The following is a 25372-nucleotide window of genomic DNA, read 5'->3' on the forward strand; positions in this document are numbered from 1 at the left end:
AAAACCGGTTCCCACTTTTTCGCAGCGCGCTCTAGTGGCGGGCGCTAGCGCGCCTCTCGGCCGCTGTTCGCCATGGCGTTTTCAAGAAGCTGCAGAACGACCGCCGGGTCGCGCGGAAACCCGGCGCGAATCCATTCGGCTTGCAACGTTCTAAGCGCGTCGCCCAATTGCTTGCCCGGCGCGACGCCCCGGGCGATGAGATCCGCGCCCTTGATGGGGAAGTCGGGCGCGGGCGTCTCTTCCAGATAGCGCGCCGCCTCCCGCCAATCCGGATTGTCCGCCGCCGCGGCGCTTTCCGCATGCGCGAGCGCCAGCGCGTCGGCCGCGGCGCGCGCGCCGCACAGGAACAGCATTTCGCGCAGATGCGGCGCTGGCGGCGGAGCCTCGCGTCCATGCAAGGGCGCCAGCGTTCGCGCCGCCGCCGCGATCCGCGCGAATTCGTCGTTGGAGAGCCGCAGCCGCTCGCGCAGCCGCTCGCCGTGTTCGACCGTCAGCACCGAAAAGGCGGCAAGCCGCAACACCGCGTCCGCCGGCTTGCCCAAGGCCGCTTCGCGGTCGGCCAGCCGCTGCAGTCGAGAGGGATAGCCGATGCCGAGAATGACTTCGATAACGCCGGCGTGCGACATGGCGCGCAGCACGTCCGGCGCCCGGCGCGCGAGCAGCAGCTTCATGAGTTCGGCGCGGATACGCTCGCGCGACAGGCGCGAGAGATTTTCCCGCGCGACGATTGACTCATGCAGGCCCTCACGATCGAACGGTCCCTCGCCATGAGAGGCGTTGAAGCGAAAGAAGCGCAGGATCCGCAGATAGTCCTCGCGAATCCGCGTCGCGGCGTCGCCGATAAAACGGATGCGCCGCGCCTCGATGTCCGCGAGGCCGTCCGTATAGTCGTGAATCTCTCCATCGGAAGAGAGCGACAGCGCGTTGATGGTGAAGTCGCGCCGCTTCGCGTCCTGCTCGAAATCGCCGCCAAAGCGCACCTTGGCGAAGCGGCCGTCGGTCTCGACGTCCTCACGCAGCGTCGTGACTTCAAAGGGCGTTCCCGCGACGACGATCGTCACCGTGCCATGTTCGATGCCGGTCGGCACGCCTTTCAGTCCGGCGTCGCGCGCGGCCGCAAGAACGGCGTCGGGCAAAGCGGTCGTGGCGAGGTCGATCTCGTGAGGCGGCAGACCAAGCATAGCGTCGCGCACGGCGCCGCCGACCACCCGCGTTTCGGCGCCCGTCTTCGCGAGAGCCGCAAACAGCGTCGCGAGCCGGGGATCGTCGAGCAGTCTCAGCGCCGCGTTCATTCGAAGCGGCCTGGCTGCAGTTTTCCGTTCTCGACATGGGCCGGCACATAAGCGCCCTGGTTAAGCCCGGTCAGGCCGAGCGTCACGACCCCGACGATCGCGACGAGCAGGCCCGCGATCGTCAGCAGCGATACGATCTTGCCATGCCAGAGCTCGCGCACGAAGGGCCAGCGAAGCTGCAACGAATGGAAAAGCGCATAGGCGACGAAGGGTGTGAGGAAGAGCAGGGCGGTTTCAACGATTGCGCGCCACATGGGCGGAAACGCCTTTCGTGATGAGGATGTCCGACGAATATACATGGCGTCCGTCGAAGTGCGTTTAATGCGCGACGCATGAACAAACTGTCACGTCCAAATTGCGGTTTTGGCGGTAAAATGCCTATCCACCGCGCCGGTTGCGCTTGAATTGCACCGGCGGAGAGACGAAGATTGCGCTTGGCCCTAATCCCCGCCGCTTCGCTTGATATGCGGAGCCGAATGGCGCGGGGGCTTTGAATCGAGTGCGGCGAAACACGGCAGCGCCGCCACGATGCGCCCGATCCTCTTCATAGACAAGCTGCCTGAGCACGCTGAAATGACTTCATTCGACACCAGGACGACCTCGCTCGAAACAGCCGTCGTTCAATCCGCCGAACGCGCCCTCGACCATATCGGTCGCGCCCGCGCCGCGATTGGCGCCGTCATTTTTGGCCAGGACGAGGTCGTCGAACAGGCGCTGGTGACGATCCTCGCGGGCGGCCACGGGCTCCTCGTCGGCGTGCCTGGCCTCGCCAAGACCAAGCTTGTCGAGACGCTTGGCCGCGTGCTCGGCCTGGCGGAGCAGCGCGTGCAGTTCACGCCGGACCTGCTGCCCGCTGATATTCTCGGCTCCGAGGTGCTTGAAGAGGGGGCCGACCGCTCGCGTTCGTTCCGCTTCATCAGGGGGCCGGTCTTCACCCAGCTGCTGATGGCCGACGAGATCAATCGCGCCTCGCCGCGCACGCAATCGGCGCTGCTGCAGGCGATGCAGGAGCATCATGTCAGCGTCGCCGGAAAGCGCCACGACCTGCCGCGGCCCTTCCATGTCCTCGCGACGCAAAACCCCCTGGAGCAGGAGGGCACTTATCCGCTGCCCGAGGCGCAGCTCGACCGCTTCTTGATGCAGATCGACGTGCATTATCCCGACCGCGCCAGCGAGCGGCGGGTGCTGCTGGAAACGACCGGCGAGACGATGGCCGAGGCGAGCCAGGCGCTCGACGCCGAAGAGCTGATGGCGACCCAGCGGCTCGTGCGCCGGCTTCCGATCGGCGAAAAGGTCGTCGACGCGATCCTCGATCTTGTTCGTTCAGCCCGTCCAGACGAGGGCGACGCGGAAATCGCGCCGCATGTCGCCTGGGGTCCGGGACCGCGCGCCGCGCAGGCGCTGATGCTTGCGACGCGCGCCCGGGCGCTCGTCACCGGCCGGCTTGCGCCCTCGATCGACGACGTCGCGAAACTTGCCGCGCCGGTGTTGCGCCACCGCATGGCGCTCAATTTCGCCGCGCGCCGCGAGATGACCGTTTCCGACGTGGTTCAGACGCTCGTGGCGCGGATCGGGTGACGAGCCTTCGCTCGGCTCTTCCCTCTGACGGAGAAAGATGACGATGTTTGCTGACGTCGCCACGCGCGCCTACGATCCTGCACAGCGCAAGCCCGCAGATGGCGCTACGGCGGCCGATCTCGCGAGCCGGATGCCAAGGCTGGTGGCGCGCGCGCATGAGATCGCGGCGAGCCTCGCCTATGGCGTTCATGGCCGCAAGCGCGCGGGCGTCGGCGAGACATTTTGGCAATACCGGCCATTTGCATCGGGCGAATCGGCGCATCGCATCGACTGGCGCCGCTCCGCCCGCGGCGATCAGCTCTATGTGCGCGAGCGTGAATGGGAGGCCGCGCACGACTATTTCCTCTGGATGGATTGTTCTCCCTCCATGGCCTTCGGCTCGTCTCTCGCCTCCGACGACAAGCTGTCGCGCGGCGTCACCTTGGGGCTCGCGCTCGCCGACGTGCTCGTTCGCGGCGGCGAGCGGGCGGCGGCGCTGGGCTTGACCGCGCCGATCTCGGCGCGCGACGTGATCGACCGGCTGGCGCGCGCTCTGGCTGACAACGCAACGGCGGCGACGCGCGATGATCTTCCGCCGCAGGCGCCGATCCGCCCGCGCGCCCGCGTGATTCTGATCTCCGACTTCCTCATCGATCCGGACGCGCTGGCCGCACGCCTGCGGCGCTTCGCCGACGGCGGCGCCTCCGGCGCAGTCTTGATGGTGACCGATCCCAGCGAAGAAACCTTGCCGTTCTCTGGCGAAACCACTTTTCTCGACACCGACGGCGGCCCCGCCTTCTACGCAGGCGACCCGCGCAGCTTGCGCGCGGCCTATGCGCGGCGGTTCGAAGCGCATCGCGACGCCGTGCGCCGCGCCGCGCAACGCGTCGGCTTCATCTTCTTGCAGCATCGCACCGACAGGCCCGCCTCCGAAGCGGCGCTGGCGCTCGCCATGGGATTGCTCGGAGCGGATGGAGTCAGCTTCGAGGAGCGGCGCTGATGTTTTCCTTCGCCGCGCCGCTTGCGCTGTTTGGTCTCATCAGCCTGCCGATGATCTATTGGCTGTTGCGGGTCACGCCGCCGCGTCCGCGCGAGATTGTCTTTCCGCCTACGAAAATTCTGCGCGAGCTCAAGCCCGACGAAGAGACGCCGGCAAAAACCCCTTGGTGGCTGATGGCGCTGCGGCTGGCGCTCGCCGCGGCATTGATTTTCGCGATGGCGGGACCCGTCTGGGCGCCGAGCGGCGTCGTCGCGTCCTCCGCGCCGACGCTTGTCATCCTCGACGACGGCTGGACGGCGGCGCCGACATGGGAACGACGCCTCGCTGGCGCCGCATCCATCATCGAGTCGGTGGCGCGCGCCGGCGGTCCGGTCGCGGTCGCGCTCGCATCCGAGACTGCGGCGCCCATTCCAGGCGACGGGCCGCGCGCGATGGAAAAATTGCGTTCAGCGCGGCCCAAGCCATTTCTGCCGGACCGCAAGGCGATCGGCGAACAGGCTGCCGCCTTCGCCCACGCCCATAAGGCGGCGCGCATCATGTGGATCAGCGACGGCGTCGCGCAGGGCGACGCGGCACGCTTCGTGCGCGCGCTGAAAGAGTCGGGCGCAGCCGGAGTCGAAGTTTACGTCGAGGACCACGCGCCGCGAGCGCTCGCCGCGCCGACAAATGATGCGGCCGCGCTGAGCGTCGATGTGCTGCGCATCGGCGACGAGACGTCGGCGGTCGTCGACGCGCTCGACGCGAAAGGTCGGACGGTCGGCCGAGCCGCAGTGGATTTTGGCGGCGCGCGGAGGGTTCGGGCGAAAATCGAACTGCCGGTCGAACTTCGCAACGACGTTAGTCATCTGCGCATCGAAGGGGAAAATTCCGCCGGCGCCGTCGCGCTTCTTGACGCGCGCTCGAAGGTGAAGCGCGTGGCGCTCGTCGGCGGCGCCGCCGCCGATGAGGCGCAGCCGCTGCTCTCGCCGCTCTACTATCTTGAAAAAGCGCTTGCGCCCTTCGCCCAAATTCGGACGGCGCGTCCCGGCGTTGTGGATCCGGTGCAGGCGCTGCTCGCCGAACAGCCCAATATCCTGGGGCTCGCCGATGTCGGGCTTGCGCCCGGCGAGACATTCGACGCGGTGTCGCGCTTCGTTGAAGAAGGCGGGACGCTCGTTCGTTTCGCAGGACCGCGTCTTGCCAACGCCGACGATGGTCTGCTGCCCGTGCGCCTGCGCCGGAACGGCCGCGTGCTCGGCGGCGCCATGTCCTGGGAGGAGCCAAAGGCGCTCGCCGAGTTTGAGGCCACGAGCCCCTTCTTCGGCCTGCCGGCTACGAAGGACGTCACGGTGCAGCGGCAGGTGCTCGCCGAGCCTGATCCGGGACTTGCGGACAAGACCTGGGCCCGCCTTTCCGACGGCACGCCGCTCGTGACGGCGGAACGGCGCGGCAAGGGGCTGATCGTGCTGTTTCACGTCAACGCCGACGCCAATTGGTCGAATCTGCCAATCTCGGGGCTTTTCGTTGAGATGCTGAAACGGATCAGCGACATGGCTGGAGAGTCGGCGCCTTCGAGCAGCGAACGGTCTGGCATGGTCGCCGATCCGTCGACTTTCGCGCCGATGCGCCTTCTTGACGGGTTTGGCGCTCTCGGCGCGCCAGGCCTTTTCGCGCAAAGCATTCCGCCCGGATTTGACGGGCCTGCGAGCGCCGAACATCCGCCCGGGCTGTATGGCGCGGGGGAGGCTTTCGTCGCGGTGCAGACCATGCGCCCGACTGACGAGATCAGCGCTTTCGATTTCGCCGGCGCCGGACTGAGCGCGAACGTACTGCGGGCCGGCGGCCAGCTCGATTTGCGCGGGCCGCTGCTCGTCTTCGCGCTCGCCGCCTTTATCGCCGACGCGCTGATCGCTCTGGCGCTTGCCGGAAAGCTGCGCCTGCGGCCCCTCGGCGCCGCGACCGCCGCGCTGTTCGGCCTACTGTGCGTGACGGCGATGACCAGCGAGACGCGCGCCGAGTCCGCGCCGAAATCCGCCGCCACCCAGCGCGACAAGGACGCCGCGCTGACGGCGCGGCTCGCCTATGTGATCTCGGGCGACGCCCACGTCGACGAAATATCGCGGCTGGGCCTCGAGGCGCTCACCCAGGCGCTGAACATGCGCACATCTTTCTCGCCCGGAGATCCGGTCGGCGTCGATCCGGCGAAGGACGAACTCGCCTTTTATCCCTTGCTCTACTGGCCGATCGTCGCGAGCGCGCCGCAGCCGCCGGCGAAGACGGTGGCGAAAGTCACCGCCTATATGAAGCAGGGCGGCACAATCATCTTCGACACGCGCGACGCTCTGTCTCAACACGTCGGCGGCGCGCCGACTCCAGAGGCGCAATGGCTGCGCGATCTGACGAAAGGCTTGGACATTCCGCCGCTGGAAGTGACGCCGCGCGATCACGTCATCACCAAGACCTTCTATTTGCTCGACGGGTTCGTCGGCCGCTACGCCAATGGCGAGACCTGGGTCGAGGCGCTGCCGCCGGAGCCGAAAGATCAGGCCGCGCGTCCGGTGCGCGCCACGGACAGCGTCTCCGCGATCGTCATCACCTCGAACGACCTCGCGAGCGCCTGGGCGCATGACAAACGCGGCCAGCCGCTGTTTCCGTTGACGCCGGGCGGCGCGCGCCAGCGCGAATTCGCGCTCCGCGGCGGCATCAATCTGGTGATGTATACGCTGACCGGGAATTATAAGTCCGATCAGGTGCATGTGCGCGACTTGCTGGAAAGGCTGGGCCAGTGAGCGACCTCACGCTCGCCTTTTCGCCGCTCGTTCCCTGGTCGGCGCTGATCGTCCTCGGCGTGCTGGGCGCCGGCGCGCTGGCGCTGATGGCGGCCAAACGCCAGCGTGGCGCGCCGCTCCGGGCGTTCGCTTTCGCCTTGCTGATTGCCGCGCTCGCCGACCCGTCGCTTGTGCGCGAAAAACGCGATCCGCAAAAGAGCGTCGTCGCGGTGGTTGTCGACAAGAGCGACAGCCAGAATTTCGGCGCGAGAAACGCGCAAACGGAAGAGGCGCGCAAGGCGCTCGACTCGGCGCTCGCCAAATTCGGCGACGTCGAGACGCGCACGATCACAGTCGCCAACGACGCTTCGGGCAATGACGGCACCAAGCTCTTCGGCGCGCTCGCCGAAATCTTGAAGGACGTTCCACCTGAGCGCGTCGGCGGCGCGATTCTTCTCACCGACGGCGTCGTTCACGATATTCCCGCCAAGGCCGAAGCGCTCGGCTTCAAAGCGCCCGTTCAAGCGCTCGTGACCGGACATCAGGGCGAGCGCGACCGCCGCATCGAACTCGTCGAGGCGCCGCGCTTCGGCATCGTCGGCAAGGATCAGATCATCCGCGCGCGCGTCGTCGATTTTGGCGGCGACGGCGCCCGCATCCCGATTTCAGTGCGCCGCGACGGCGAAGCGCTGCCGACGTTCAGCCCTGCGCCCGGCGACATCGTCAGCATTCCGGTGCGCATCGAACATGGCGGGCAAAACGTCGTCGAACTCGAAATTCCGTCCGCGCCTGGCGAGCTGACGCCGCTCGACAATAAGGCCGTGCTGACGATCGAAGGCGTGCGCGATCGGCTCAAAGTATTGCTTGTGTCGGGCGAGCCGCATCCGGGCGAACGAAGCTGGCGCAATCTCTTGCGCGCCGACGCCAATGTCGAACTGGTGCATTTCACCATTTTGCGGCCGCCGGAGAAGCTCGACATCACGCCGGCGAGCGAATTGTCGCTGATCGCCTTTCCGACCGCCGATCTCTTCGGGAAGAAAATCAACGAATTCGATCTCATCATCTTCGATCGCTATTCGAGCCAGACGACGCTGCCCTCGATCTATTTCGAGAACATCGCCAATTACGTCGAGAATGGCGGCGCCTTTCTCGCGGCCGTCGGCCCCGATTACGCGACGCTACGCGGCCTCTATTATTCGCCGCTCGAAAACATCCTGCCGGCCCGGCCTGACGGCGCGCTCGTCGAACAGGCGTTTCGCGCCCGCGTCAGCAAGGACGGCGAGAAGCATCCGGTGACGCGTGGCCTCGCCGGCGCCAAATCCGAGCCGCCGAATTGGGGCGAATGGTTCAGGCAGGTCGACGCCAATGTGGTGAAGGGCGACTCGATCATGTCGGGCGTGCGCGACAAGCCGTTGCTGGTGCTCTCGCACGAAGGCAAGGGCCGCGTGGCGTTGCTGCTCTCTGATCAGATCTGGCTCTGGGCGCGCGGCTATGAAGGCGGCGGCCCGCATGTCGATCTGACTCGCCGCCTGGCGCATTGGCTGATGAAGGAGCCGGATCTCGAAGAGGAGGCGCTGCGCGCGTCCGCGCATGGCCGCGAGGTCAGCGTCGAGCGCCAGACAATGAAGGAGCGACCGGCGCCGGTGATGGCGACGGCGCCGTCGGGCGCGCGCGACGAAATCGCGGTCGCGCAAGGCGAGCCGGGACTGTGGCGCGCGCGTTTCGACGCCAAGGAAATGGGCCTGTGGCGTTTCGAGAGCGAAGGCCTGACGGCGCTCGTCAACGTCGGTCCGCCCAATCCGCGCGAGTTCCGCGAAGTGGCCTCGACGACGGAGAAACTTCAACCGCTGATGGAGGCGACCGGCGGCACGGCGCGGCGTTTGTCGAACGGCGGCGCCGACACCGTTTCGATGCCCCGCGTCGTCGAATTGCGCGACGCCAACCGCTATGGCGGCTCTGACTGGATCGGGATCAGGCAGACCGGCGCCTCGACGCTCGTCGGCGTCGAAATCGCGCCGCTGGGTTTGGGTCTTTGGGCGATGCTGGCGCTGGTCGGCGTTGTGGTCGCGGCATGGGCGTGGGAGGGAAGGCGGTAACCCTCTCCCTCTGGGAGAGGGTGGCTGCGCAGCAGCCGGGAGAGGGGTAAGGGCGCTGATCGTGATGCGCATATCTGTGACGCAATGCTTTCAAGGCGCTTCCCCTCACCCCGGCCCTTCGGGCCGACCCTCTCCCTCTGGGAGAGGGTTGCGCGCGCTGCAATTGAACACAGGTTCCTTGTAAGACTCTATCGGCGAGCGAACTCGGCAAGAGTCAGGCAGCGCACCGCTTCTCCTGCTAATCTCCCTCTTTCTTGGAGATTCGCCTTGCCCACCTACCGCTCAATTGGCCTCATGTCCGGCACGTCCATGGACGGCGTCGATGTCGCGTTGATCGAAACCGACGGCGACGCCACCGTCGTCTTCGGGCCGACGGGTCATTACCCCTATAGCGACGCCGACCGCGCGCTGCTGCGCAATGCGCTCGCCGAAGCCGCGACGCTCGAAGATCGAAACGCGCGGCCGGGCGTTCTCGCCTTCGCCGAGCGGATGGTGACCGACCGCCACGCCGAGGCGGTCGAGGCGCTGCTGCGGGATCATGAGATCGACCCGGCGAGCGTCGATATCGTCGGCTTTCATGGCCAGACGGTGCTTCACCGTCCCAAGCAAAGGCTCACGATCCAGATCGGCGACGGGCCGGCGCTCGCCGCCCGTCTCGGACTCGACGTCGCTTATGATTTTCGCGCCGCCGACATCGCCGCCGGCGGCGAGGGCGCGCCGATCGTGCCCGTGTTCCATCGCGCGCTCGTCCTCGCCGGCGGCATGAAGGGCGAAGTGGCGCTGCTCAATATCGGCGGCGTCGCCAACGTCACTTATGTCGCGGACGGCGAGGAGCCGATCGCCTGCGACACGGGACCCGGCAATGCGCTGATCGACGATCTGATGCTTCAGCGCACCGGCGCGCCGATCGACCGGCACGGCCATATGGCGGCGCGCGGCCGCGTCAACGAAGCGACGCTGCTCAAGATGTTGGCGCATCCGTTCTTCGATCAGCCGCCGCCGAAATCGCTCGACCGCAACGCCTTCGCGCTCGATGCGGTCGCCAAGCTCTCGACAGAGGACGCCGCCGCGACGCTGACCGCCTTTACGGCGTCTTCCGTGCTGCGGCTGTTTCCGCATCTGCCGACTCAGCCGCAACTGCTGATCGTCTGCGGCGGCGGCGCGCGCAATCCGATCCTCGTGCGCGAACTCGTCATGCGCCTGCCGTGCAAGGTGACGACGGCCAACGCGGTCGGATGGTCGGCGGATTCGATGGAGGCGCAGGCCTTCGCCTATCTCGCCGCGCGCGTGCTGGAAGGGCTGCCGATCACCTTCCCGACGACGACCGGCGCGCCTCAAGCCATGTGCGGCGGCGTGCTGGCGCGAGCGGCCGCATAGGATTCGGGCCAGCTTCGTCATTGCGAGCGAAGAGAAGCAACCCAGCGAGCGTCTGGATCGCTTCGTCGCTACGCTCCTCGCAATGACGGCGCCGAATGATCGAGCGCGACCGACTCAATCCCCCCGCGCGGGAATTGCGATCCTCGGCGGATTGCCAAGACGCCTGTCGAGATAGGCGTCGACATGCGCGATCAGCGGCTCGATCCTGTTCTCGAAGAAGTGGTTCGCGCCCTCGACCACGGCATGTTCGATGAGAATGCCCTTTTGCGTCTTGAGCTTCTCGATGAGCGCGGTCACTTCCTTGAGCGGCGCGACGCGGTCTTGGTCGCCGTGGATGAAGAGGCCCGAGGAGGGGCAGGGCGCCAGGAAGGAGAAGTCGAAACGATTTGCAGGCGGCGCGATCGAGATAAACCCCTCGATCTCAGGACGGCGCATCAGCAGCTGCATGCCGATCCAGGAGCCGAAGGAGACGCCCGCGATCCAGCAGGCGCGCGCTTCCGGATTGACCGCCTGCGCCCAGTCGAGCGCGGCCGCCGCGTCGGACAGCTCGCCCGAGCCGTGGTCGAAGGCGCCCTGCGAACGGCCGACGCCGCGGAAATTGAAGCGCAGCACGGAAAAACCACGCTCCGCGAAGGCGTAGTAAAGGTGATAAACGATCTGATTGTTCATCGTGCCGCCGAACTGCGGATGCGGATGCAGAATGATCGCGATCGGCGCGCCGCGCGTGGCGGACTGATGGAACCGGCCCTCGAGCCTGCCGGCCGGACCGGTGAAAATAACCTCGGGCATTCGGAATCCCTTGCGAAACGGGCAGGCGCGCCTTCTACCACGCGGGCTAGTGTAAAATGCAAGGAAATTCGGCAGCCCTTGGGCTGCGACGAAATTTGGCCGCTCCGACCCAAGGAATTCGCGATCACACCCGTCAATAGTCTCGACGGGATTGAATAACGGGGGCGACTTGCCGGGCGAAGACACCGACGGCGAACTGGCGCGACGGGCGGCCGCCGGCGAGGCTGCCGCTTTCGCCGTGCTGGCCGAGCGCCATTACGACCGCGTCTATGCGCTCGCCTGGCGCTGGTGCGGCGCGCGCGCAGAGGCGCAGGACATCGCTCAGGACGCAATGGTGAAGATGGCGATGGGGATGAGCGCCTTTCGCAATGATTGCGCCTTTACGACATGGGCCTATCGCATCGCCTATACGACCGCGATCGACCATATCCGGGCGCGGCGCAAAATTGTGGCGATCGAACCGGCGCGCATGTCGGCGCTCGTGGACGGCGCCGACGGCGAGACCCCAGAGGATGAGATGATGGGGCAGGACCTTTGGCGCGTGGTGCGCGCCCTGCCGGATCAGCAACGCGACGCCGTGCTGCTCGTCTATGCGCAGGACCTGTCGCATGGCGAGGCGGCGGCGCTGATGGGTTGTTCGGAAAAGACCGTGTCGTGGCATCTGCATGAGGCGCGAAAACGTCTGAAGAACCAGTTGGAGCCCGCGCGATGATCGAACCGGATCTTACGCGCCTCAAACACGCGCCTGTCCCGCCGCCCGATGGCGAGGCGAAGCGCGTAGCGCTCGGGGCGGCGATGGCCGCTTTTGAAAAAAGCGCAGCCGAGGCCCAAGGATCGGCCGCGCCGCAACGTCTCAGTTACGCATCCTCTCCATTGGAAGGGAAAAGAAAGATGCGTCAGACGTTCTATTTCAACCGCGCGCTCGCGGCCTCGATCGCCGCGCTGATAATCAGCGCGCCCGCCGCCTTCATGCTTTCGCGTAACTATGCGCCGGGCGGCGGGAGCATATCCAATCCTGTCGGCCCCATCTCGCCGCCGGCCGAGGTCGCCGTAGCGCCGCTCATGGAGGCGCCGCCGGCAGCGGTTCCGCCAGCTCCCGCGCCCTCGGCGCCCATGGCGCGCGAAGAGAGAGCGAAGACGGCGGGTGCGCTTGGCGGCCGAGCCGATGGCGTCGCTGCGCCGCCTCCGCGCCTCGCCGGTTCGATCCGAAAGGACGCCGAGCAGCGACTGTCGCGATCGATTCAACCCGCGCAACTGGTCGCCGCGATGAGCGCGGAAGGCGCTCGGTCGTCGCCGCCGATCGACACGAATGTCGCGCCGGAAAGCGAATTTCGCGACAGGTTCGAGTCAAAAGACATCAACCCCGTCAAGTCAGCGGCGACGGAGCCCGTCTCGACCTTCTCGATCGACGTCGACGCCGCCTCCTACGCCTTCGCGCGCCGCGCGCTAAACGCCGGGCGCCTGCCGCCGAAAGATTCGGTGCGGGTCGAGGAGTTCGTCAATTACTTTCCCTACGATTATCCGAAGCCCGAAAGCGCGCAGGCGCCGTTCAAGCCGACGATCACCGTGACGCCCAGCCCGTGGCGCGCCGGCAAGCGCCTCGTGCATGTGGCGATACAGGGCTATGCGCTGCAAAGCGCCGAGCGCCCGCGCGCCAATCTCGTGTTTCTGATAGACGTGTCGGGCTCCATGTCGCCGCAGGATCGGCTGCCGCTCGTCAAGAACGCGCTGCGGATGCTCGTTGACGAATTGAAGCCTGAAGACACGGTCGCGGTCGTCACCTACGCTTCGGGCTCCGGCGTCGCGCTGGAGCCGACGAAGGTTGCCGACAAGGCCAAAATTCTGGCGGCGATCGACGCGCTCGGCGCGGGCGGCTCGACCGCCGGCGCGCAAGGCATTCAGGACGCCTACCGCCTGGCCGAAAGCAATTTCGACAGGTCGGCGGTCAATCGTGTGATCCTCGCCACCGACGGCGATTTCAATGTCGGCGTCACCGATCAGAGCGAATTGAAGGGGCTGATCGAAAGAAAGCGTGAGAAGGGCGTTTTCCTGTCGATATTCGGCGTCGGCCAGGGCAATTACAACGACGCGCTGATGCAGGCGCTGGCGCAGAACGGCAATGGCGCGGCGGTCTATGTCGACACTCTCAACGAAGCGCGCAAAGCGCTCGTCGAGGAAGCGTCGTCGACGCTCTTTCCTATCGCCAAGGACGTTAAAATCCAGGTGGAGTGGAATCCCGCCCGCGTCTCCGAATATCGCCTGATCGGTTATGAAACGCGCGCGCTGCGCCGCGAGGATTTCAACAACGACAAGGTGGACGCAGGCGATGTCGGCTCCGGTCACCGCGTCACCGCGATTTACGAGATCACGCCGGCGGGATCGGAGAAAAAGCTGATCGACGATTTGCGTTATGGAAAGAACACGCCGGCGCCGGCGCATGAGGAAAGCGAACTCGGCTTTCTCAAGCTGCGCTACAAGCTACCGAAGGAGGACGCCTCACGGCTCATCACGCAGCCGATCGCCGACCAGCAAAGCGTGGAAAGTTTGGCGCAGGCGCCGCAGGACGTGCGCTTCTCCATCGCCGTCGCAGCCTTCGCGCAGCTGCTGAAAGGCGCGCCCTATCTCGGCGATTACGGCTATGACGATGTGATCGCGCTGGCGCAGAGCGCCAAGGGCGACGATCCATTCGGCTACCGCGCGGAGTTCGTTAATCTGGCGCGACTGGCGAAGTCGGCGCGGCCGTAAGCGGCGCGCCACCCCTTTTCGTGAGGAGCGGCGCAGATACGAGAACGCGCCTGCGTCGCCGCGCTCTGCTAGAATGGCGGCAACCGAAACCGAGGCCCATGTCCGCACGCATGTCCGCACGCGTCTATCTCGACCACAACGCGACATCGCCGCTGCGCCCGCAGGCGCGCGCGGCGATGCTCGACGCGGTGGAGACGCTCGGCAATCCTTCCTCCGTCCATGCCGAGGGCAGGGCGGCCAAGGCGCTGCTCGAAGACGCGCGCGCCGCGATCGCGCAAGCGATTGGCGCGGAGCGCCGGGGCGTCGTCTTCACCAGTGGCGCGACCGAGGCGGCAAATCTCGCGCTTACACCGGCGCTTCGCCGGGAGGGCGACGAAGCGCCAATAGAGGCACTGCTGATCGGCGCCGGCGAACACCACTGCGTCTTGCAGGGCCATCGCTTTCCACCCGACGCAGTTGAAACCCTTCCGCTGACCTGCGAAGGCGTCATCTCCCTCGCTGCGCTGGAAGAGGCGCTGGCGCGGCGCTCCGGCGGCCGCGTGATGCTCGCGCTGCAGGCCGTCAACAATGAAACCGGCGTCATCCAGCCGGTCGCCGAGGCGGCGGCGTTGATCCATGCGGCGAACGGCGTCCTTGTCTGCGACGCCGTGCAATCCGTCGGCCGGCTGAAGACGACATTCGCGACGACCGGCGCGGATGTAATGTTCTTTTCCTCACATAAGCTCGGCGGCCCCATGGGCGTCGGCGCGCTCGCCTTTCGTGACGAGAGCCTGCATCTGGAGGCACCGGTGCTGCGCGGCGGCGGCCAGGAGTTCGGACGCCGCGCGGGCACCGAGAATGTTCCCGGAATCGCCGGCTTTGCAGCGGCGCTGACGGCGGCGACCGCGGATCTGGCGGGAGAGGCGTCTAGACTCGCTGATTTGCGCGACGCGCTGGAGCGGCAAGTCTTGAAAGTCGCGCCCGACGCCCGATTCTACGGATCAAGGGCGCCGCGCGCGCCAAACGCCAGCGCTTTCTCAATCCCTGGCCTCGCCCCACGCATAATGCTGATGGCGCTTGACCTTGAGAATGTCGCGCTTTCAGCAGGCTCAGCCTGCTCATCAGGCAAAATGACGGAATCACACGTGCTTGCGGCGATGGGCGCGGCTGAAAGGGAGGCGCTGAGGGCCAGTTTCGGTTGGTCTTCGACGCAAGAGGATGTAGAAGAGTTTGGAAAGGTTCTTGCACGTGTCGTGGATCGCATGAGGTCCCGGCATTCCGCCGCCTAGTCGACGCCAAAAGGTGCTAGGCTGAGGCGGAACGATCGGCCGGCGGGCCTTGAACCCGTCGTGACGAGGAGAAAGACAGATGGCGGCTCGTCAGGAGACCGTTGCGCGCGTCGAGTCCATCGACGTCGACGCCTATAAGTACGGGTTTTCGACCGATATCGAATCGGAAAAGGCCCCCAAGGGCCTGAATGAAGACATCGTTCGTTTCATCTCGGCCAAAAAGAACGAGCCGCAGTGGCTCACCGACTGGCGCCTGGAGGCCTACCGGCGCTGGCTGACGATGCCTGAGCCGCGCTGGGCGCGTGTTCACTATCCCCGCATCGACTTCCAGGACCTCTATTATTACTCGGCCCCAAAATCCACGCCGGGCCCGAAGTCGCTCGACGAGGTCGATCCCGAGCTGCTGCGCACATACGAGAAGCTTGGCATTCCGCTGCGCGAGCAAGAGATTCTCGCCGGAGTAGAGACCCGCCGCGTCGCCGTCGACGCGGTTTTCGACAGCGTGTCGGTGGCGACGACCTTCAAGGCGGAACTGGCCAAAGCCGGCGTGATCTTCTGCCCGATTTCCGAGGCGGTGCACACGCACCCGGAGCTGGTGCGCAAATATCTCGGCTCTGTCGTGCCGGTAAGCGACAATTTCTACGCGACGCTGAACAGCGCGGTCTTCTCCGACGGCTCCTTCGTCTATGTGCCGAAGGGCGTGCGCTGCCCGATGGAGCTTTCGACCTACTTCCGGATCAATGAGCAGAATACGGGACAGTTCGAGCGCACGCTGATCATCGCCGACGAAGGCTCCTATGTGAGCTACCTCGAAGGCTGCACGGCGCCCAAGCGCGACGAAAACCAGCTTCATGCGGCGGTCGTGGAACTCGTCGCGCTCGACGACGCCGAAATCAAATATTCGACGGTGCAGAACTGGTATCCCGGCGACAGCGAGGGCAGGGGCGGAATTTACAATTTCGTCACCAAGCGCGGCGATTGCCGCGGGCGCAATTCGCATATCTCCTGGACGCAGGTCGAGACGGGCTCGGCGATCACCTGGAAATATCCGTCATGCATCCTGCGTGGCGATGGCGCGCAGGGCGAGTTCTATTCGATCGCGGTGTCGAACGGCTATCAGCAGGTCGACAGCGGCACCAAGATGCTGCATCTCGGCAAGAACACCAAAAGCCGCATCATCTCCAAGGGCATTTCCGCCGGACGTTCGCAAAACACCTATCGCGGCCAGGTTTCCGCGCATCGTAAGGCCGATGGCGCGCGCAATTTCACGCAGTGCGACAGCCTGCTGATCGGGCCCAACTGCGGGGCGCATACGGTTCCCTATATCGAGTCGAAGAATCCGAGCGCGCAGTTCGAGCATGAAGCGACCACGTCGAAGATTTCCGAGGACCAGCTGTTCTACGCCATGCAGCGCGGGCTTTCGGCGGAAGAGGCGACGGCGCTGATCGTCAATGGCTTCGTGCGCGACGTGCTGCAGCAGTTGCCGATGGAGTTCGCGGTCGAGGCGCAGAAGCTGATCTCGATTTCGCTCGAAGGAAGCGTGGGGTGATGCGCACGTTACACATTTCTCTTCCAGAGGAATTGGAGTCCGAGCTTGCTGCTGCGGTCGATTCCGGCGAGTTCGAGTCCGAGAATGACGCCATTCGCGCCGCAGTTGCGCAGTGGCGCGCCGAACGCCTTGTCGAGCGGATGAGCGTGGATGAATTACGAAGACTATGGCGCGAAGGAGTCGAAAGCGGCTCCGGGCGCTTCGGCGCGATCGATGAAATCAAAGCCGAGGCGCGCCGTCGTCATTCACAGAGCTAATTCTCCATGCGCATCGTTCGAACGGCGCGCGCTGAAGAGGATCTAATCGAGATCTGGTCTTATATTGCTAAAGAGAATGAGACCGCGGCGGATCGGACGTTGGATGCGCTGGAAAGGAAAACGAGATTGTTGGGCTTACATCCGCAAATCGGACGAGAGCGACCGGACATCGGGAAAGGCGTGAGAAGCGCGATAAGCGGCGCCTATCTAATCCTGTACCAGTTGCTCGAGGACCGTGTGGAAGTGGTTCGCTATGTGCATATGAGGCGACGGCTCGAGGGACTGAATTGATGCTCGAAATCAAAGACCTCCACGTCGCCGTCGGCGAACGCGAAATTCTCAAGGGCCTTACGCTCAGCGTCAAGGCCGGCGAAGTCGCGGCGATCATGGGGCCGAACGGGACGGGCAAATCGACGCTCTCCTACGTCATCGCCGGCCGCGAAGGCTATGAGGCGACGACGGGCGACGTGCGGCTCAACGGAGAGAACATTCTCGACCTCGACCCCGCGGAGCGGGCCGCCAAGGGCGTCTTTCTCGCCTTTCAATATCCCGTCGAAATTCCCGGCGTCGCGACGATGACTTTTTTGAAGGCGGCGCTCAACGCGCAGCGCCGCGCCCGCGGCGAGCCGGAATTGCAGACGCCGGAGCTCATGAAGCGCGTCAAGGAGGCCGCGGCGTCGCTCGGCATCGCGCAGGACATGCTGCGCCGGCCGCTCAACGCCGGTTTTTCGGGCGGCGAGAAGAAACGGATGGAAATCCTGCAGATGGCGCTTCTGCAGCCGCGTCTTGCGATCCTTGATGAGACCGATTCGGGGCTCGACATCGACGCGCTGCGCGTCGTGGCGGACGGCGTCAACGCGCTGCGCTCGCCCGAGCGCGCCTTCATCGTCATTACCCATTATCAGCGCCTGCTCGAATACATCAGGCCAGATTCGGTGCATGTGATGGCGCAGGGACGCATCATGCGGTCGGGCGGTCCGGAACTTGCTCTGGAGCTCGAAGAGCGCGGCTATCAGGATTACATCGCGCAAGAGGCGGCATAAGCGATGATCAAGCTGGCGAGCGAAGCGGAAGCGACGCTTTCCTCCTTTTACGAAGAGATGCGCGACAAGGGCGCGCCGCGTCTGCGCGCGGCCGGCTGGGCGTCATTCTCCGAGTCTGGCGTGCCGAACCGGCGCGTCGAGGCGTGGCACTACACGGACCTCAAAACGGCGATGGGCCGGCCGGCGCCGCTCGCCACCGCGTCTCGCGCCGCATTGTCGTTGCCGCGCGCGCATGATTCTCTGCGTCTCGTCACGCTCGATGGCGTTTTCCGGCCAGATCTCTCGGATATCGCGCGGCTTCCCGATGGCGTCGTCGTCCAATCGCTGCGTGATGCGCTGGGGCAGGGAGAGCCGCATGTCATGTCAGCGCTCGCCAGCGCCGATATTGGCGCGCAGGACCCAATCCTGGCGCTCAATGCGGCGCTGATGCAGGACGGCGTCGTCATAGAGATCGCGCCGGGCGCCGCGATCGACCGCGCGATCGAACTCGCGACATTGGCGTCCGCGGAAGCCGCGCAGTCGACCTATACGCGCGCGCTCGTCATGCTTGGCGCAGGCGCTCGAGCGACAGTGATCGAAACTCTTGGAGCGCTTTCGTCGGCGCCGGCGCAGGACAATAGCGCCCTCGTGGTTCGTTTGGCGCCGGGCGCACGCCTCGACCTCATCACCCATTTTTCGGGCGGCGTCGATCAGGCGATCCGCGTCACGTCGCTGCTCGCGCATCTCGACGCGGGCGCCCTGATCAATTCCTTCGCGCTGATCGAGGGCGAAGGGTTGAATCGAAGGCAGATCTTCGCGCGCCTCGACGGCGAGGGAGCGAGAGCGGTCTTTAACGGCGCGACATTGGGACGCGGCCGCTTGCACGCCGACACGACCCTCATCATCGATCACGCAAAGCCATGCGGCGAAAGCCGGGAAGTTTTTCGTAATATCCTCGATGACCAGAGCGTCGGCGTATTTCAGGGCAAGGTCATCGTCCGCCCGGGCGCGCAGAAGACGGACGGCGTCATGCAGTCGAAGGCGCTTCTGCTCTCCGAGCAGGCGGCGATGAACAACAAGCCGGAGCTCGAAATCTTCGCCGACGACGTGCAATGCGGCCATGGCGCGACCTGCGGCAGGCTCGACAAGGATCAGTTGTTCTATCTCACCGCGCGCGGACTGCCGCGCCGCGAGGCCGAAGCCTTGCTCATCGAGGGTTTCGCCAATGAGGCGATGGACACAATCGAGGATGAGCAGTTGAAGGCGTTTCTCAGCGATCGCGTCAGCGTGTGGCTTTCTAGAAGGATCAGCCGATGAACGAGATTACGCGCATTCAGACGGCTTATGACATCGAAGCGGTTCGGGCGGATTTCCCGATTCTTTCCGAGCGTCCCTATGGGAAGCCGCTTGCCTATCTCGACAACGCCGCCTCCGCGCAAAAGCCGCGCGCCGTGATCGATCGGCTGACGCAGTTCTACGAGCATGAATACGCCAATGTGCATCGCGGACTGCATTATCTCGCCAATGCCGCAACCGAAGGCTATGAGGGCGCGCGCGAGACGCTGCGCCGCTTCCTCAACGCCGAATCGACGGACGAGATCATATTCACTCGCGGCGCTACCGAAGCCTTGAATCTCGTCGCGGCTTCCTTTGGCGAAGCGCATATCCACGAAGGCGACGAGATTATTCTCTCGATGATGGAGCACCACTCCAACATCGTTCCCTGGCATTTTCTGCGCGAGCGCAAGGGCGCCGTGTTGAAATGGCTGGAGGTCGATAACGACGGCTGCTTTGAGCTTGAAGCGTTCGAGAAGCTGTTCACCAAGCGCACCAAGATCGTGGCGCTCACGCATATGTCGAATGTTCTCGGCGCGCCGACCCCGATCGCCGAGGTCGCGCGCATCGCCCACGCGCATGGCGTGCCGCTGGTCGTCGACGGCTCGCAAGGCGCTGTGCATCTCGATGTCGACGTTCGTGCGCTCGACGTCGACTTTTATGTGGTGACCGGCCACAAACTTTATGCCCCGACCGGCATCGGCGCCCTCTACGGCAAGCGTAAATGGCTGGAGACGTTGCCGCCTTTCTGCGGCGGCGGCGAGATGATCGAAACGGTGACGCTCGAGGGCGTCACCTATAACGCCCCGCCGCACCGTTTCGAAGCGGGCACGCCGCCCATCGCCCAGGCGGTCGGGCTCGGCGCGGCGCTCGACTATATGGAGCGCATCGGTCGGGACGCGATCCGCGAGTATGAAGCAGGGCTGACCGCTTACGCGCACCAAAGACTGTCGCAGATCGAGGGGCTGAGAATTTATGGGCGGGCGCCGGATAAGGGGCCGATCCTTTCCTTCGACATGGCGGCGGCGCATGCGCACGACATCGCCACGGTGATCGATCGGTCCGGCATAGCGGTGCGCGCCGGAACGCATTGCGCCATGCCGCTTCTTTCGCGTTTGGGCGTCACCTCCACCTGTCGCGCATCCTTCGCGCTCTACAACACGCGCGAGGAGATCGACCGGCTGGCGGAAGCGCTCGAAAAGGCCCGCTCTCTTTTCGCCTGAGGAGAATTTCGTGTTCATGAACGATGCTCCCAATACGAGCGAAGCCCAACGCTCCGCGACGCCGGACCAGACGTCTCGGGCCATTGAAAATGAACGGCTGACGAACGACATCGTTAAGGCGCTCAAGACCGTCTATGATCCAGAAATTCCCGCCGACATTTATGAGCTTGGCCTCATTTACCGGGTCGACATCGCGGAGGAAGGCTTCGTGGAGATCGACATGACGCTGACAGCGCCGGGCTGCCCGGTCGCCGGCGAAATGCCGATCTGGGTCAAAAATGCGGTGAGCGCTGTGCCTGGCGTCAGCGAGGTGAAGGTGAACATGGTGTTCGATCCGCCTTGGGATCAAAGCCGCATGTCGGACGAAGCGCGCGTCGCGCTCGACATGTGGTGAGCGGACACGCCTAGGGGAACGATTTGCGATGACTTCCATGCAGAAGATGAGCGTGATGAACGTCAGCCCCGCTGCGGCGGAGCGGGTCCGCAGCCTGCTTGCGACCGGCGCGGACGGGAAGGGGCTGCGCGTCTCCGTGGAGAAGGGCGGCTGCGCCGGCATGTCCTACAAGATGGAGATCGCCGAGCCGAAGCGGGGCGACGAGGTCATCGACATCGAGGGCGGTCGCGTGATCGTCGACGCCGCGGCGGTGCTCTACCTGCTCGGCACGACGATGGATGTGAAAACGACGCAGTTCGCCTCGACCTTCGTGTTTGAAAACCCCAATCAGACGTCGGCCTGCGGCTGCGGCGAGAGCGTCGAGTTGAAGCCGGCCGACCCGGAAAAGGTCGGCGCCGCGTCGCAGATTGGGAGTTCCTGATCGCGTCGAGGCCGCCATGGATCGTGCGTGTATCGAGGAGCTTTTCGCGCCATTTGCCGCTGTGTCGGTCAAGCGCATGTTCGGCGGTCACGGCGTTTACGCCGATGGCCTCTTCTTCGCCATCGAAGCCGGCGGCGAAATCTACCTGAAGGCCGATCGGCATAGCGCCGCGCGATTTCAAGAGGCGGGCTCCCGGCCTTTCGTCTACCAGGGCAAGGACCGACAGATCACGATCTCCTATTGGAGCCTCCCCGACCAGGCGTTCGAGGACGACGACGAACTGGTTCAGTGGGCCAAGTTTGCGATTGAAGCCGCGCTCCGGGCAGGCCCAAAACGGCAGATTCCGGCCGCGGGGAGGCGCAAGGCGTCACATTCCGCTGAAAAAGACTGCTAGCAGCCAATAAGCATTTGAAATTCATTGATCTTCTTAAGGCGCTCGTGCTGGCGTCGCCCGCTCGAATCGCCTATAGACATGTGAACTCGACGCTATCCTTGAACTGGCGCTCACTTGGCCGACGACGACTCCAAGAAAAACGATTCCGACAAGCCCGGCTCCGACATAAGGCCGGTTTCGATCGCCGACGAGATGAAGCGCAGCTATCTCGATTACGCGATGAGCGTGATCGTGTCGCGCGCGCTGCCGGACGTGCGTGACGGCCTGAAGCCCGTGCATCGGCGCATTCTGTTCTCCATGCACGAGAACGGCCATACGCCCGATAAGTCATATGTGAAGTCGGCGCGCATCGTCGGCGACGTGATGGGTAAATACCATCCGCACGGCGACGCGGCGATCTACGACGCGCTTGTGCGCATGGCGCAGCCCTTTTCGATGCGGCTGCCGCTCATCGACGGGCAGGGCAATTTTGGATCGGTCGACAACGATCCGCCGGCGGCGATGCGCTACACCGAGTCCCGACTCGCAAAGCCAGCGCTCGCGCTGCTCGAAGATCTTGACGAAGGCACCGTCGACTTCCAGGCCAATTACGACGGCAAGGAGCACGAGCCGTCGGTTCTGCCGGCGCGTTTCCCCAATCTGCTGGTCAACGGCGCTGGCGGCATCGCCGTCGGCATGGCGACGAACATTCCGCCGCATAATCTCGGCGAGGTCATCGACGCCTGCATCGCCATGATCGATCGGCCCGACATCACCATCGCCGAGCTGATGGACATCGTGCCGGGACCGGACTTTCCGACCGCGGCCAGCATCCTCGGGCGTGGCGGCATTCGCAACGCCTTCGCGACCGGCCGCGGCTCGATCATCATGCGCGCCAAGTCAGAGATCGAAACTCTGCGCAAGGATCGCGAGGCGATCATCTTCACCGAAATTCCCTATCAGGTGAACAAGGCGACGCTGATCGAGCGCATCGCCGATCTGGTGCGGGAAAAGAAGATCGAGGGCGTCGCCGATCTGCGCGATGAGTCCGATCGCGACGGTATGCGCATCGTCGTCGAACTGAAGCGCGACGCTGTCGCCGACGTCGTGCTCAACCAGCTTTGGCGTCATACGACGCTGCAGACAAGCTTTCCCGTCAATATGATCGCGTTGAACGGCGGCCGCCCGGAGCTGATGACGCTTCATGACGTGCTGCGCGCCTTCGTCGATTTCCGCGAGACGGTCGTCACCCGCCGCACCAAATTCCGACTCAACAAGGCGCGCGACAACGCCCATCTGCAGGTCGGCCTCGCCATCGCGGTGGCGAATATCGACGAGGTCATCCGCCTCATCCGCACGTCGCCCGACGCCACCGCGGCGCGCGAGGCGCTCATGGCGCGTGACTGGCCGGCCAAGGACATGGCGCCGCTCGTTGAGCTGATCGCCGACCCGCGCCACAGACTCAGCGATGACGGCGCCATCCGGCTTTCGGAGGCGCAGGCGCGCGCCATCCTCGAATTGCGTCTGCAACGGCTCACGGCGCTCGGACGCGAGGAAATCTCCGAAGCCCTGAACAAGCTCGCCGTCGAGATCGCCGACTACCTCGACATTCTGCGCTCGCGCGAACGCCTGTTCGGCATCGTCAAAGACGAACTCCTGGCGGTGAAGGAAGCCCACGCCACGCCGCGCCGTACGCAAATCCTTGAGGCCGACGGCGAGGTTGAGGACGAGGACCTGATCGCGCGCGAAGACATGGTCGTCACCGTCTCGCACGCCGGCTATATCAAACGTGTGCCGCTCTCGACCTATCGCGCGCAAAGGCGCGGCGGCAAAGGCCGTTCCGGCATGCAGACGAAGGAGGAGGATTTCGTCCATCGTCTGTTCGTCGCCAATACGCATACGCCGGTGCTGTTCTTTTCCTCGCTCGGCAAGGCCTATAAAGAAAAAGTATGGAGATTGCCGCTTTCGGCGCCGCAGGCGCGCGGCAAGGCGCTCGTCAATCTGCTGCCGCTCGAACAAAACGAGCGCATCACCTCGATCATGCCGCTGCCTGAAGACGAAGACAGCTGGGCGACGCTCGACGTTATCTTCGCGACGACAAGCGGCACCGTAAGGCGCAACAAACTTTCCGATTTCGTCGACGTGCGCCGCAACGGACTTATCGCCATGAAGCTCGACGACGGCGAAGCCATTGTCGATGTCGCGACCGCGACCGAGCGCGACGACGTGCTGCTGACCACACGCGACGGCCAATGCATCCGCTTTGCCGTGCCGGAGGTCCGCGTCTTCCAGGGCCGCACCTCGATGGGCGTGCGCGGCGTGGCGCTGGGGCGCGACGATCGGGTGATCTCGCTGTCCATCCTCAATCATTTCGACGCCGCCGGCGAGGAACGGGCCGCCTATCTGAAACGCGCCAACGCGCTGCGCCGGCGCATGGGCGAAGATGTGTCGCCCGAGGCGGGGACTGAGACGGAAGAGGCGGCGATCGCCGTGGAGCTGTCGGATACCCGCTTTTACGAGATGCAGGCGGCCGAGCAGATTATTCTGACCGTGTCCGAGAACGGTTACGGAAAGCGTACGAGCTCTTACGAATATCGTACGACTGGTCGCGGCGGCAAAGGCATCGTCGCGATGGCGGTGAACGCCAGAAACGGCAAGCTCGTCGCCTCCTTCCCCGTCGGCCATGGCGACGAAATCATGCTGGTGACGGACGGCGGCCAGCTGATCCGCTGCTCCGTCGACGGCATCCGCATCGCCGGGCGCGGCGCTCAGGGCGTCATTGTCTTCGACACGGCCGAAGACGAGCGCGTCGTTTCCGTCGAGCATATCGGCGACGTCGGCGAAGGCGAGGACCCCGAAGCCTAATCTAGGCGCTCAACGATAGGGTAGGCGCATGAGCGAGGGCGGCGACGACGCAGACGGCCCCGTGCTGGTCACTGGCGCGCCGCGTCGCATCGGCCTCGCCATCGCCGAGCGCTTTGCGCGCGGGGGGAGGCCCCTCGTGCTGCACGCCTCTCCGCGTTCGTTCGAGGAGGCGGAGCTTGCAGCGCACGCGATCCGGCGACGCGGCGGGCGCGCGGCGACGGCGATCGCCGATCTTGCCGACGCGGAGTCGACGCAGCGCCTCATTGAGCAGGCCAGCGAGGCCTTCGGACCGCTGCGGCTCCTCGTCAACAACGCCTCGATTTTTGAAGTCGACGCGGCGCAGGACTTTTCGCTCGAGCTCTATGAACGGCAGATGCAGGTCAATCTGCGCGCGCCGCTGCTGCTGTCGCGCGACTTCGCGGCGGCGCTGCCGGCAAGCGACGATGGCGCCATCATCAATATCCTGGATCAACGCGTTTGGCGTCTCACGCCGCGCTACTTCTCCTACACGCTGTCAAAATCGGCGCTGTGGGCGGCGACGCGCACCATGGCGCAGGCCTATGCGCCGCGCATTCGCGTCAACGCCGTCGGGCCGGGGCCGGTATTTGCAAATGCCGCGCTCGGCGAGCGGGAGTTCGAGATGGAAGCGCGCGGCGTGCCGCTGCAGCGGGCCGCCGACGTCTCCGGCGTCGTCGACGCCGTCGTTTACCTCAGCCGGGCGAAAAGCGTGACGGGGCAGATGATCGCCGTCGACAGCGGCCAGCATCTGGGCTGGCGCACGCCGGACGTCGGTCCCGAATAGGCCAGGGCCTGGCGCTAATCTGCGCTCGGAAGGCGGCGCATCGTGAACTCGATCCGCCCATCCTCCAGCTCGCGCCAGAACTCGATCTCGGTCATATAGGCGGCCTTGGGGAAACGCTCAAACAGCTCGCGCGCCTTCGCGCGCGCCTCGAGGCGCTCCAGCGAGAAGGTCTCGCGCCGCCAGCCATTTGTGTGACCGCTCCGCTTCTCGGCGAAGCGCCGCGCAAGATCCCTCGGCGCGCTTTTGGTTACGCTCATACT

Annotated in this window: 23 protein-coding genes; 19 read left to right on the forward strand and 4 right to left on the reverse strand. The window is 65.1% G+C overall.

Going from position 1 to position 25372, the window contains the following annotated elements; all coding sequences use genetic code 11:
• Window positions 1-44 precede the first annotated feature (44 nt).
• Window positions 45-1292: a CCA tRNA nucleotidyltransferase gene (locus tag ACR65W_RS16475; protein ID WP_434500297.1), complete on the reverse strand. Its 1248-nt coding sequence runs from the start codon at window positions 1290-1292 to the stop codon at window positions 45-47.
• Window positions 1289-1546: a DUF6111 family protein gene (locus tag ACR65W_RS16480; protein ID WP_434500296.1), complete on the reverse strand. Its 258-nt coding sequence runs from the start codon at window positions 1544-1546 to the stop codon at window positions 1289-1291. The genes ACR65W_RS16475 and ACR65W_RS16480 overlap by 4 nt, the downstream gene beginning before the upstream one ends.
• A gap of 319 nt (window positions 1547-1865) precedes the next feature.
• Here ACR65W_RS16480 and ACR65W_RS16485 point away from each other — a divergent pair, with 319 nt between their 5' ends.
• The 5 genes from ACR65W_RS16485 (at window position 1866) to ACR65W_RS16505 (ending at window position 10069) form a co-directional block, all read left to right on the forward strand.
• Window positions 1866-2870, forward strand: coding sequence for an AAA family ATPase (locus ACR65W_RS16485; protein WP_124738253.1), 1005 nt, complete (start codon window positions 1866-1868; stop codon window positions 2868-2870).
• A gap of 43 nt (window positions 2871-2913) precedes the next feature.
• Window positions 2914-3849, forward strand: coding sequence for a DUF58 domain-containing protein (locus ACR65W_RS16490; RefSeq protein ID WP_434500325.1), 936 nt, complete (start codon window positions 2914-2916; stop codon window positions 3847-3849).
• Window positions 3849-6617, forward strand: a complete 2769-nt coding sequence (locus tag ACR65W_RS16495; RefSeq protein ID WP_434500295.1) for a DUF4159 domain-containing protein — start codon at window positions 3849-3851, stop codon at window positions 6615-6617. The genes ACR65W_RS16490 and ACR65W_RS16495 overlap by 1 nt, the downstream gene beginning before the upstream one ends.
• Complete coding sequence (locus ACR65W_RS16500; protein ID WP_434500294.1) at window positions 6614-8692, forward strand: hypothetical protein; 2079 nt, start codon at window positions 6614-6616, stop codon at window positions 8690-8692. The genes ACR65W_RS16495 and ACR65W_RS16500 overlap by 4 nt, the downstream gene beginning before the upstream one ends.
• A gap of 294 nt (window positions 8693-8986) precedes the next feature.
• Window positions 8987-10069 (forward strand): anhydro-N-acetylmuramic acid kinase, encoded by a 1083-nt coding sequence (locus ACR65W_RS16505; RefSeq protein WP_434500324.1) that lies wholly within the window; start codon window positions 8987-8989, stop codon window positions 10067-10069.
• 114 nt (window positions 10070-10183) lie between these two features.
• On the opposite strand, the gene ACR65W_RS16510 is transcribed toward ACR65W_RS16505, so the two are convergent.
• Complete coding sequence (locus ACR65W_RS16510) at window positions 10184-10858, reverse strand: alpha/beta hydrolase (protein WP_434500293.1); 675 nt, start codon at window positions 10856-10858, stop codon at window positions 10184-10186.
• A gap of 169 nt (window positions 10859-11027) precedes the next feature.
• Here ACR65W_RS16510 and ACR65W_RS16515 point away from each other — a divergent pair, with 169 nt between their 5' ends.
• From ACR65W_RS16515 to ACR65W_RS16580, 14 genes are all read left to right on the forward strand, one after another.
• A complete protein-coding gene (locus ACR65W_RS16515; RefSeq protein ID WP_434500292.1) occupies window positions 11028-11570 on the forward strand; it encodes an RNA polymerase sigma factor in 543 nt (180 codons plus the stop codon).
• Window positions 11567-13603: a vWA domain-containing protein gene (locus ACR65W_RS16520; RefSeq protein WP_434500291.1), complete on the forward strand. Its 2037-nt coding sequence runs from the start codon at window positions 11567-11569 to the stop codon at window positions 13601-13603. The genes ACR65W_RS16515 and ACR65W_RS16520 overlap by 4 nt, the downstream gene beginning before the upstream one ends.
• A gap of 98 nt (window positions 13604-13701) precedes the next feature.
• A complete protein-coding gene (locus tag ACR65W_RS16525; RefSeq protein ID WP_434500290.1) occupies window positions 13702-14871 on the forward strand; it encodes a cysteine desulfurase family protein in 1170 nt (389 codons plus the stop codon).
• A gap of 79 nt (window positions 14872-14950) precedes the next feature.
• Entirely contained in the window at window positions 14951-16420 is a 1470-nt protein-coding gene (sufB, locus tag ACR65W_RS16530; protein ID WP_434500289.1) for a Fe-S cluster assembly protein SufB, read from the forward strand.
• Complete coding sequence (locus tag ACR65W_RS16535; protein WP_196399899.1) at window positions 16420-16677, forward strand: ribbon-helix-helix domain-containing protein; 258 nt, start codon at window positions 16420-16422, stop codon at window positions 16675-16677. The genes sufB and ACR65W_RS16535 overlap by 1 nt, the downstream gene beginning before the upstream one ends.
• 6 nt (window positions 16678-16683) lie before the next feature.
• On the forward strand, window positions 16684-16968 hold the full coding sequence (locus ACR65W_RS16540) for a type II toxin-antitoxin system RelE/ParE family toxin (protein ID WP_424373712.1): 285 nt from the start codon (window positions 16684-16686) through the stop codon (window positions 16966-16968).
• On the forward strand, window positions 16968-17720 hold the full coding sequence (sufC, locus tag ACR65W_RS16545) for a Fe-S cluster assembly ATPase SufC (protein WP_434500288.1): 753 nt from the start codon (window positions 16968-16970) through the stop codon (window positions 17718-17720). The genes ACR65W_RS16540 and sufC overlap by 1 nt, the downstream gene beginning before the upstream one ends.
• A gap of 3 nt (window positions 17721-17723) precedes the next feature.
• Window positions 17724-19016 carry a Fe-S cluster assembly protein SufD gene (gene sufD / locus ACR65W_RS16550; RefSeq protein ID WP_434500287.1) on the forward strand — a complete coding sequence of 431 codons (1293 nt, stop codon included), beginning with the start codon at window positions 17724-17726 and terminating at the stop codon, window positions 19014-19016.
• The gene (locus ACR65W_RS16555) at window positions 19013-20257 is read left to right on the forward strand and encodes a cysteine desulfurase (RefSeq protein WP_434500286.1); all 1245 of its coding nucleotides are present in this window, start codon (window positions 19013-19015) and stop codon (window positions 20255-20257) included. Before sufD ends, ACR65W_RS16555 begins: the two co-directional genes overlap by 4 nt.
• A gap of 16 nt (window positions 20258-20273) precedes the next feature.
• Window positions 20274-20651, forward strand: coding sequence for an SUF system Fe-S cluster assembly protein (locus ACR65W_RS16560; protein ID WP_434500285.1), 378 nt, complete (start codon window positions 20274-20276; stop codon window positions 20649-20651).
• A gap of 37 nt (window positions 20652-20688) precedes the next feature.
• Window positions 20689-21072, forward strand: a complete 384-nt coding sequence (locus ACR65W_RS16565; RefSeq protein ID WP_434500323.1) for a HesB/IscA family protein — start codon at window positions 20689-20691, stop codon at window positions 21070-21072.
• Between the two features lie 16 nt (window positions 21073-21088).
• Window positions 21089-21466: a TfoX/Sxy family protein gene (locus ACR65W_RS16570; RefSeq protein ID WP_434500284.1), complete on the forward strand. Its 378-nt coding sequence runs from the start codon at window positions 21089-21091 to the stop codon at window positions 21464-21466.
• A 114-nt stretch (window positions 21467-21580) separates the two neighbouring features.
• Complete coding sequence (gyrA, locus tag ACR65W_RS16575; RefSeq protein WP_434500283.1) at window positions 21581-24310, forward strand: DNA gyrase subunit A; 2730 nt, start codon at window positions 21581-21583, stop codon at window positions 24308-24310.
• A 28-nt stretch (window positions 24311-24338) separates the two neighbouring features.
• A complete protein-coding gene (locus tag ACR65W_RS16580) occupies window positions 24339-25112 on the forward strand; it encodes an SDR family oxidoreductase (RefSeq protein ID WP_434500282.1) in 774 nt (257 codons plus the stop codon).
• Window positions 25113-25126: 14 nt separating this feature from the next.
• Here ACR65W_RS16580 and ACR65W_RS16585 read toward each other — a convergent pair whose 3' ends face one another.
• The gene (locus ACR65W_RS16585) at window positions 25127-25369 is read right to left on the reverse strand and encodes a hypothetical protein (RefSeq protein ID WP_196399889.1); all 243 of its coding nucleotides are present in this window, start codon (window positions 25367-25369) and stop codon (window positions 25127-25129) included.
• Window positions 25370-25372: the final 3 nt, after the last annotated feature.

The sequence above is a fragment of the Methylocystis sp. genome, from assembly GCF_051062815.1.
Classification (GTDB): Bacteria; Pseudomonadota; Alphaproteobacteria; order Rhizobiales; family Beijerinckiaceae; genus Methylocystis.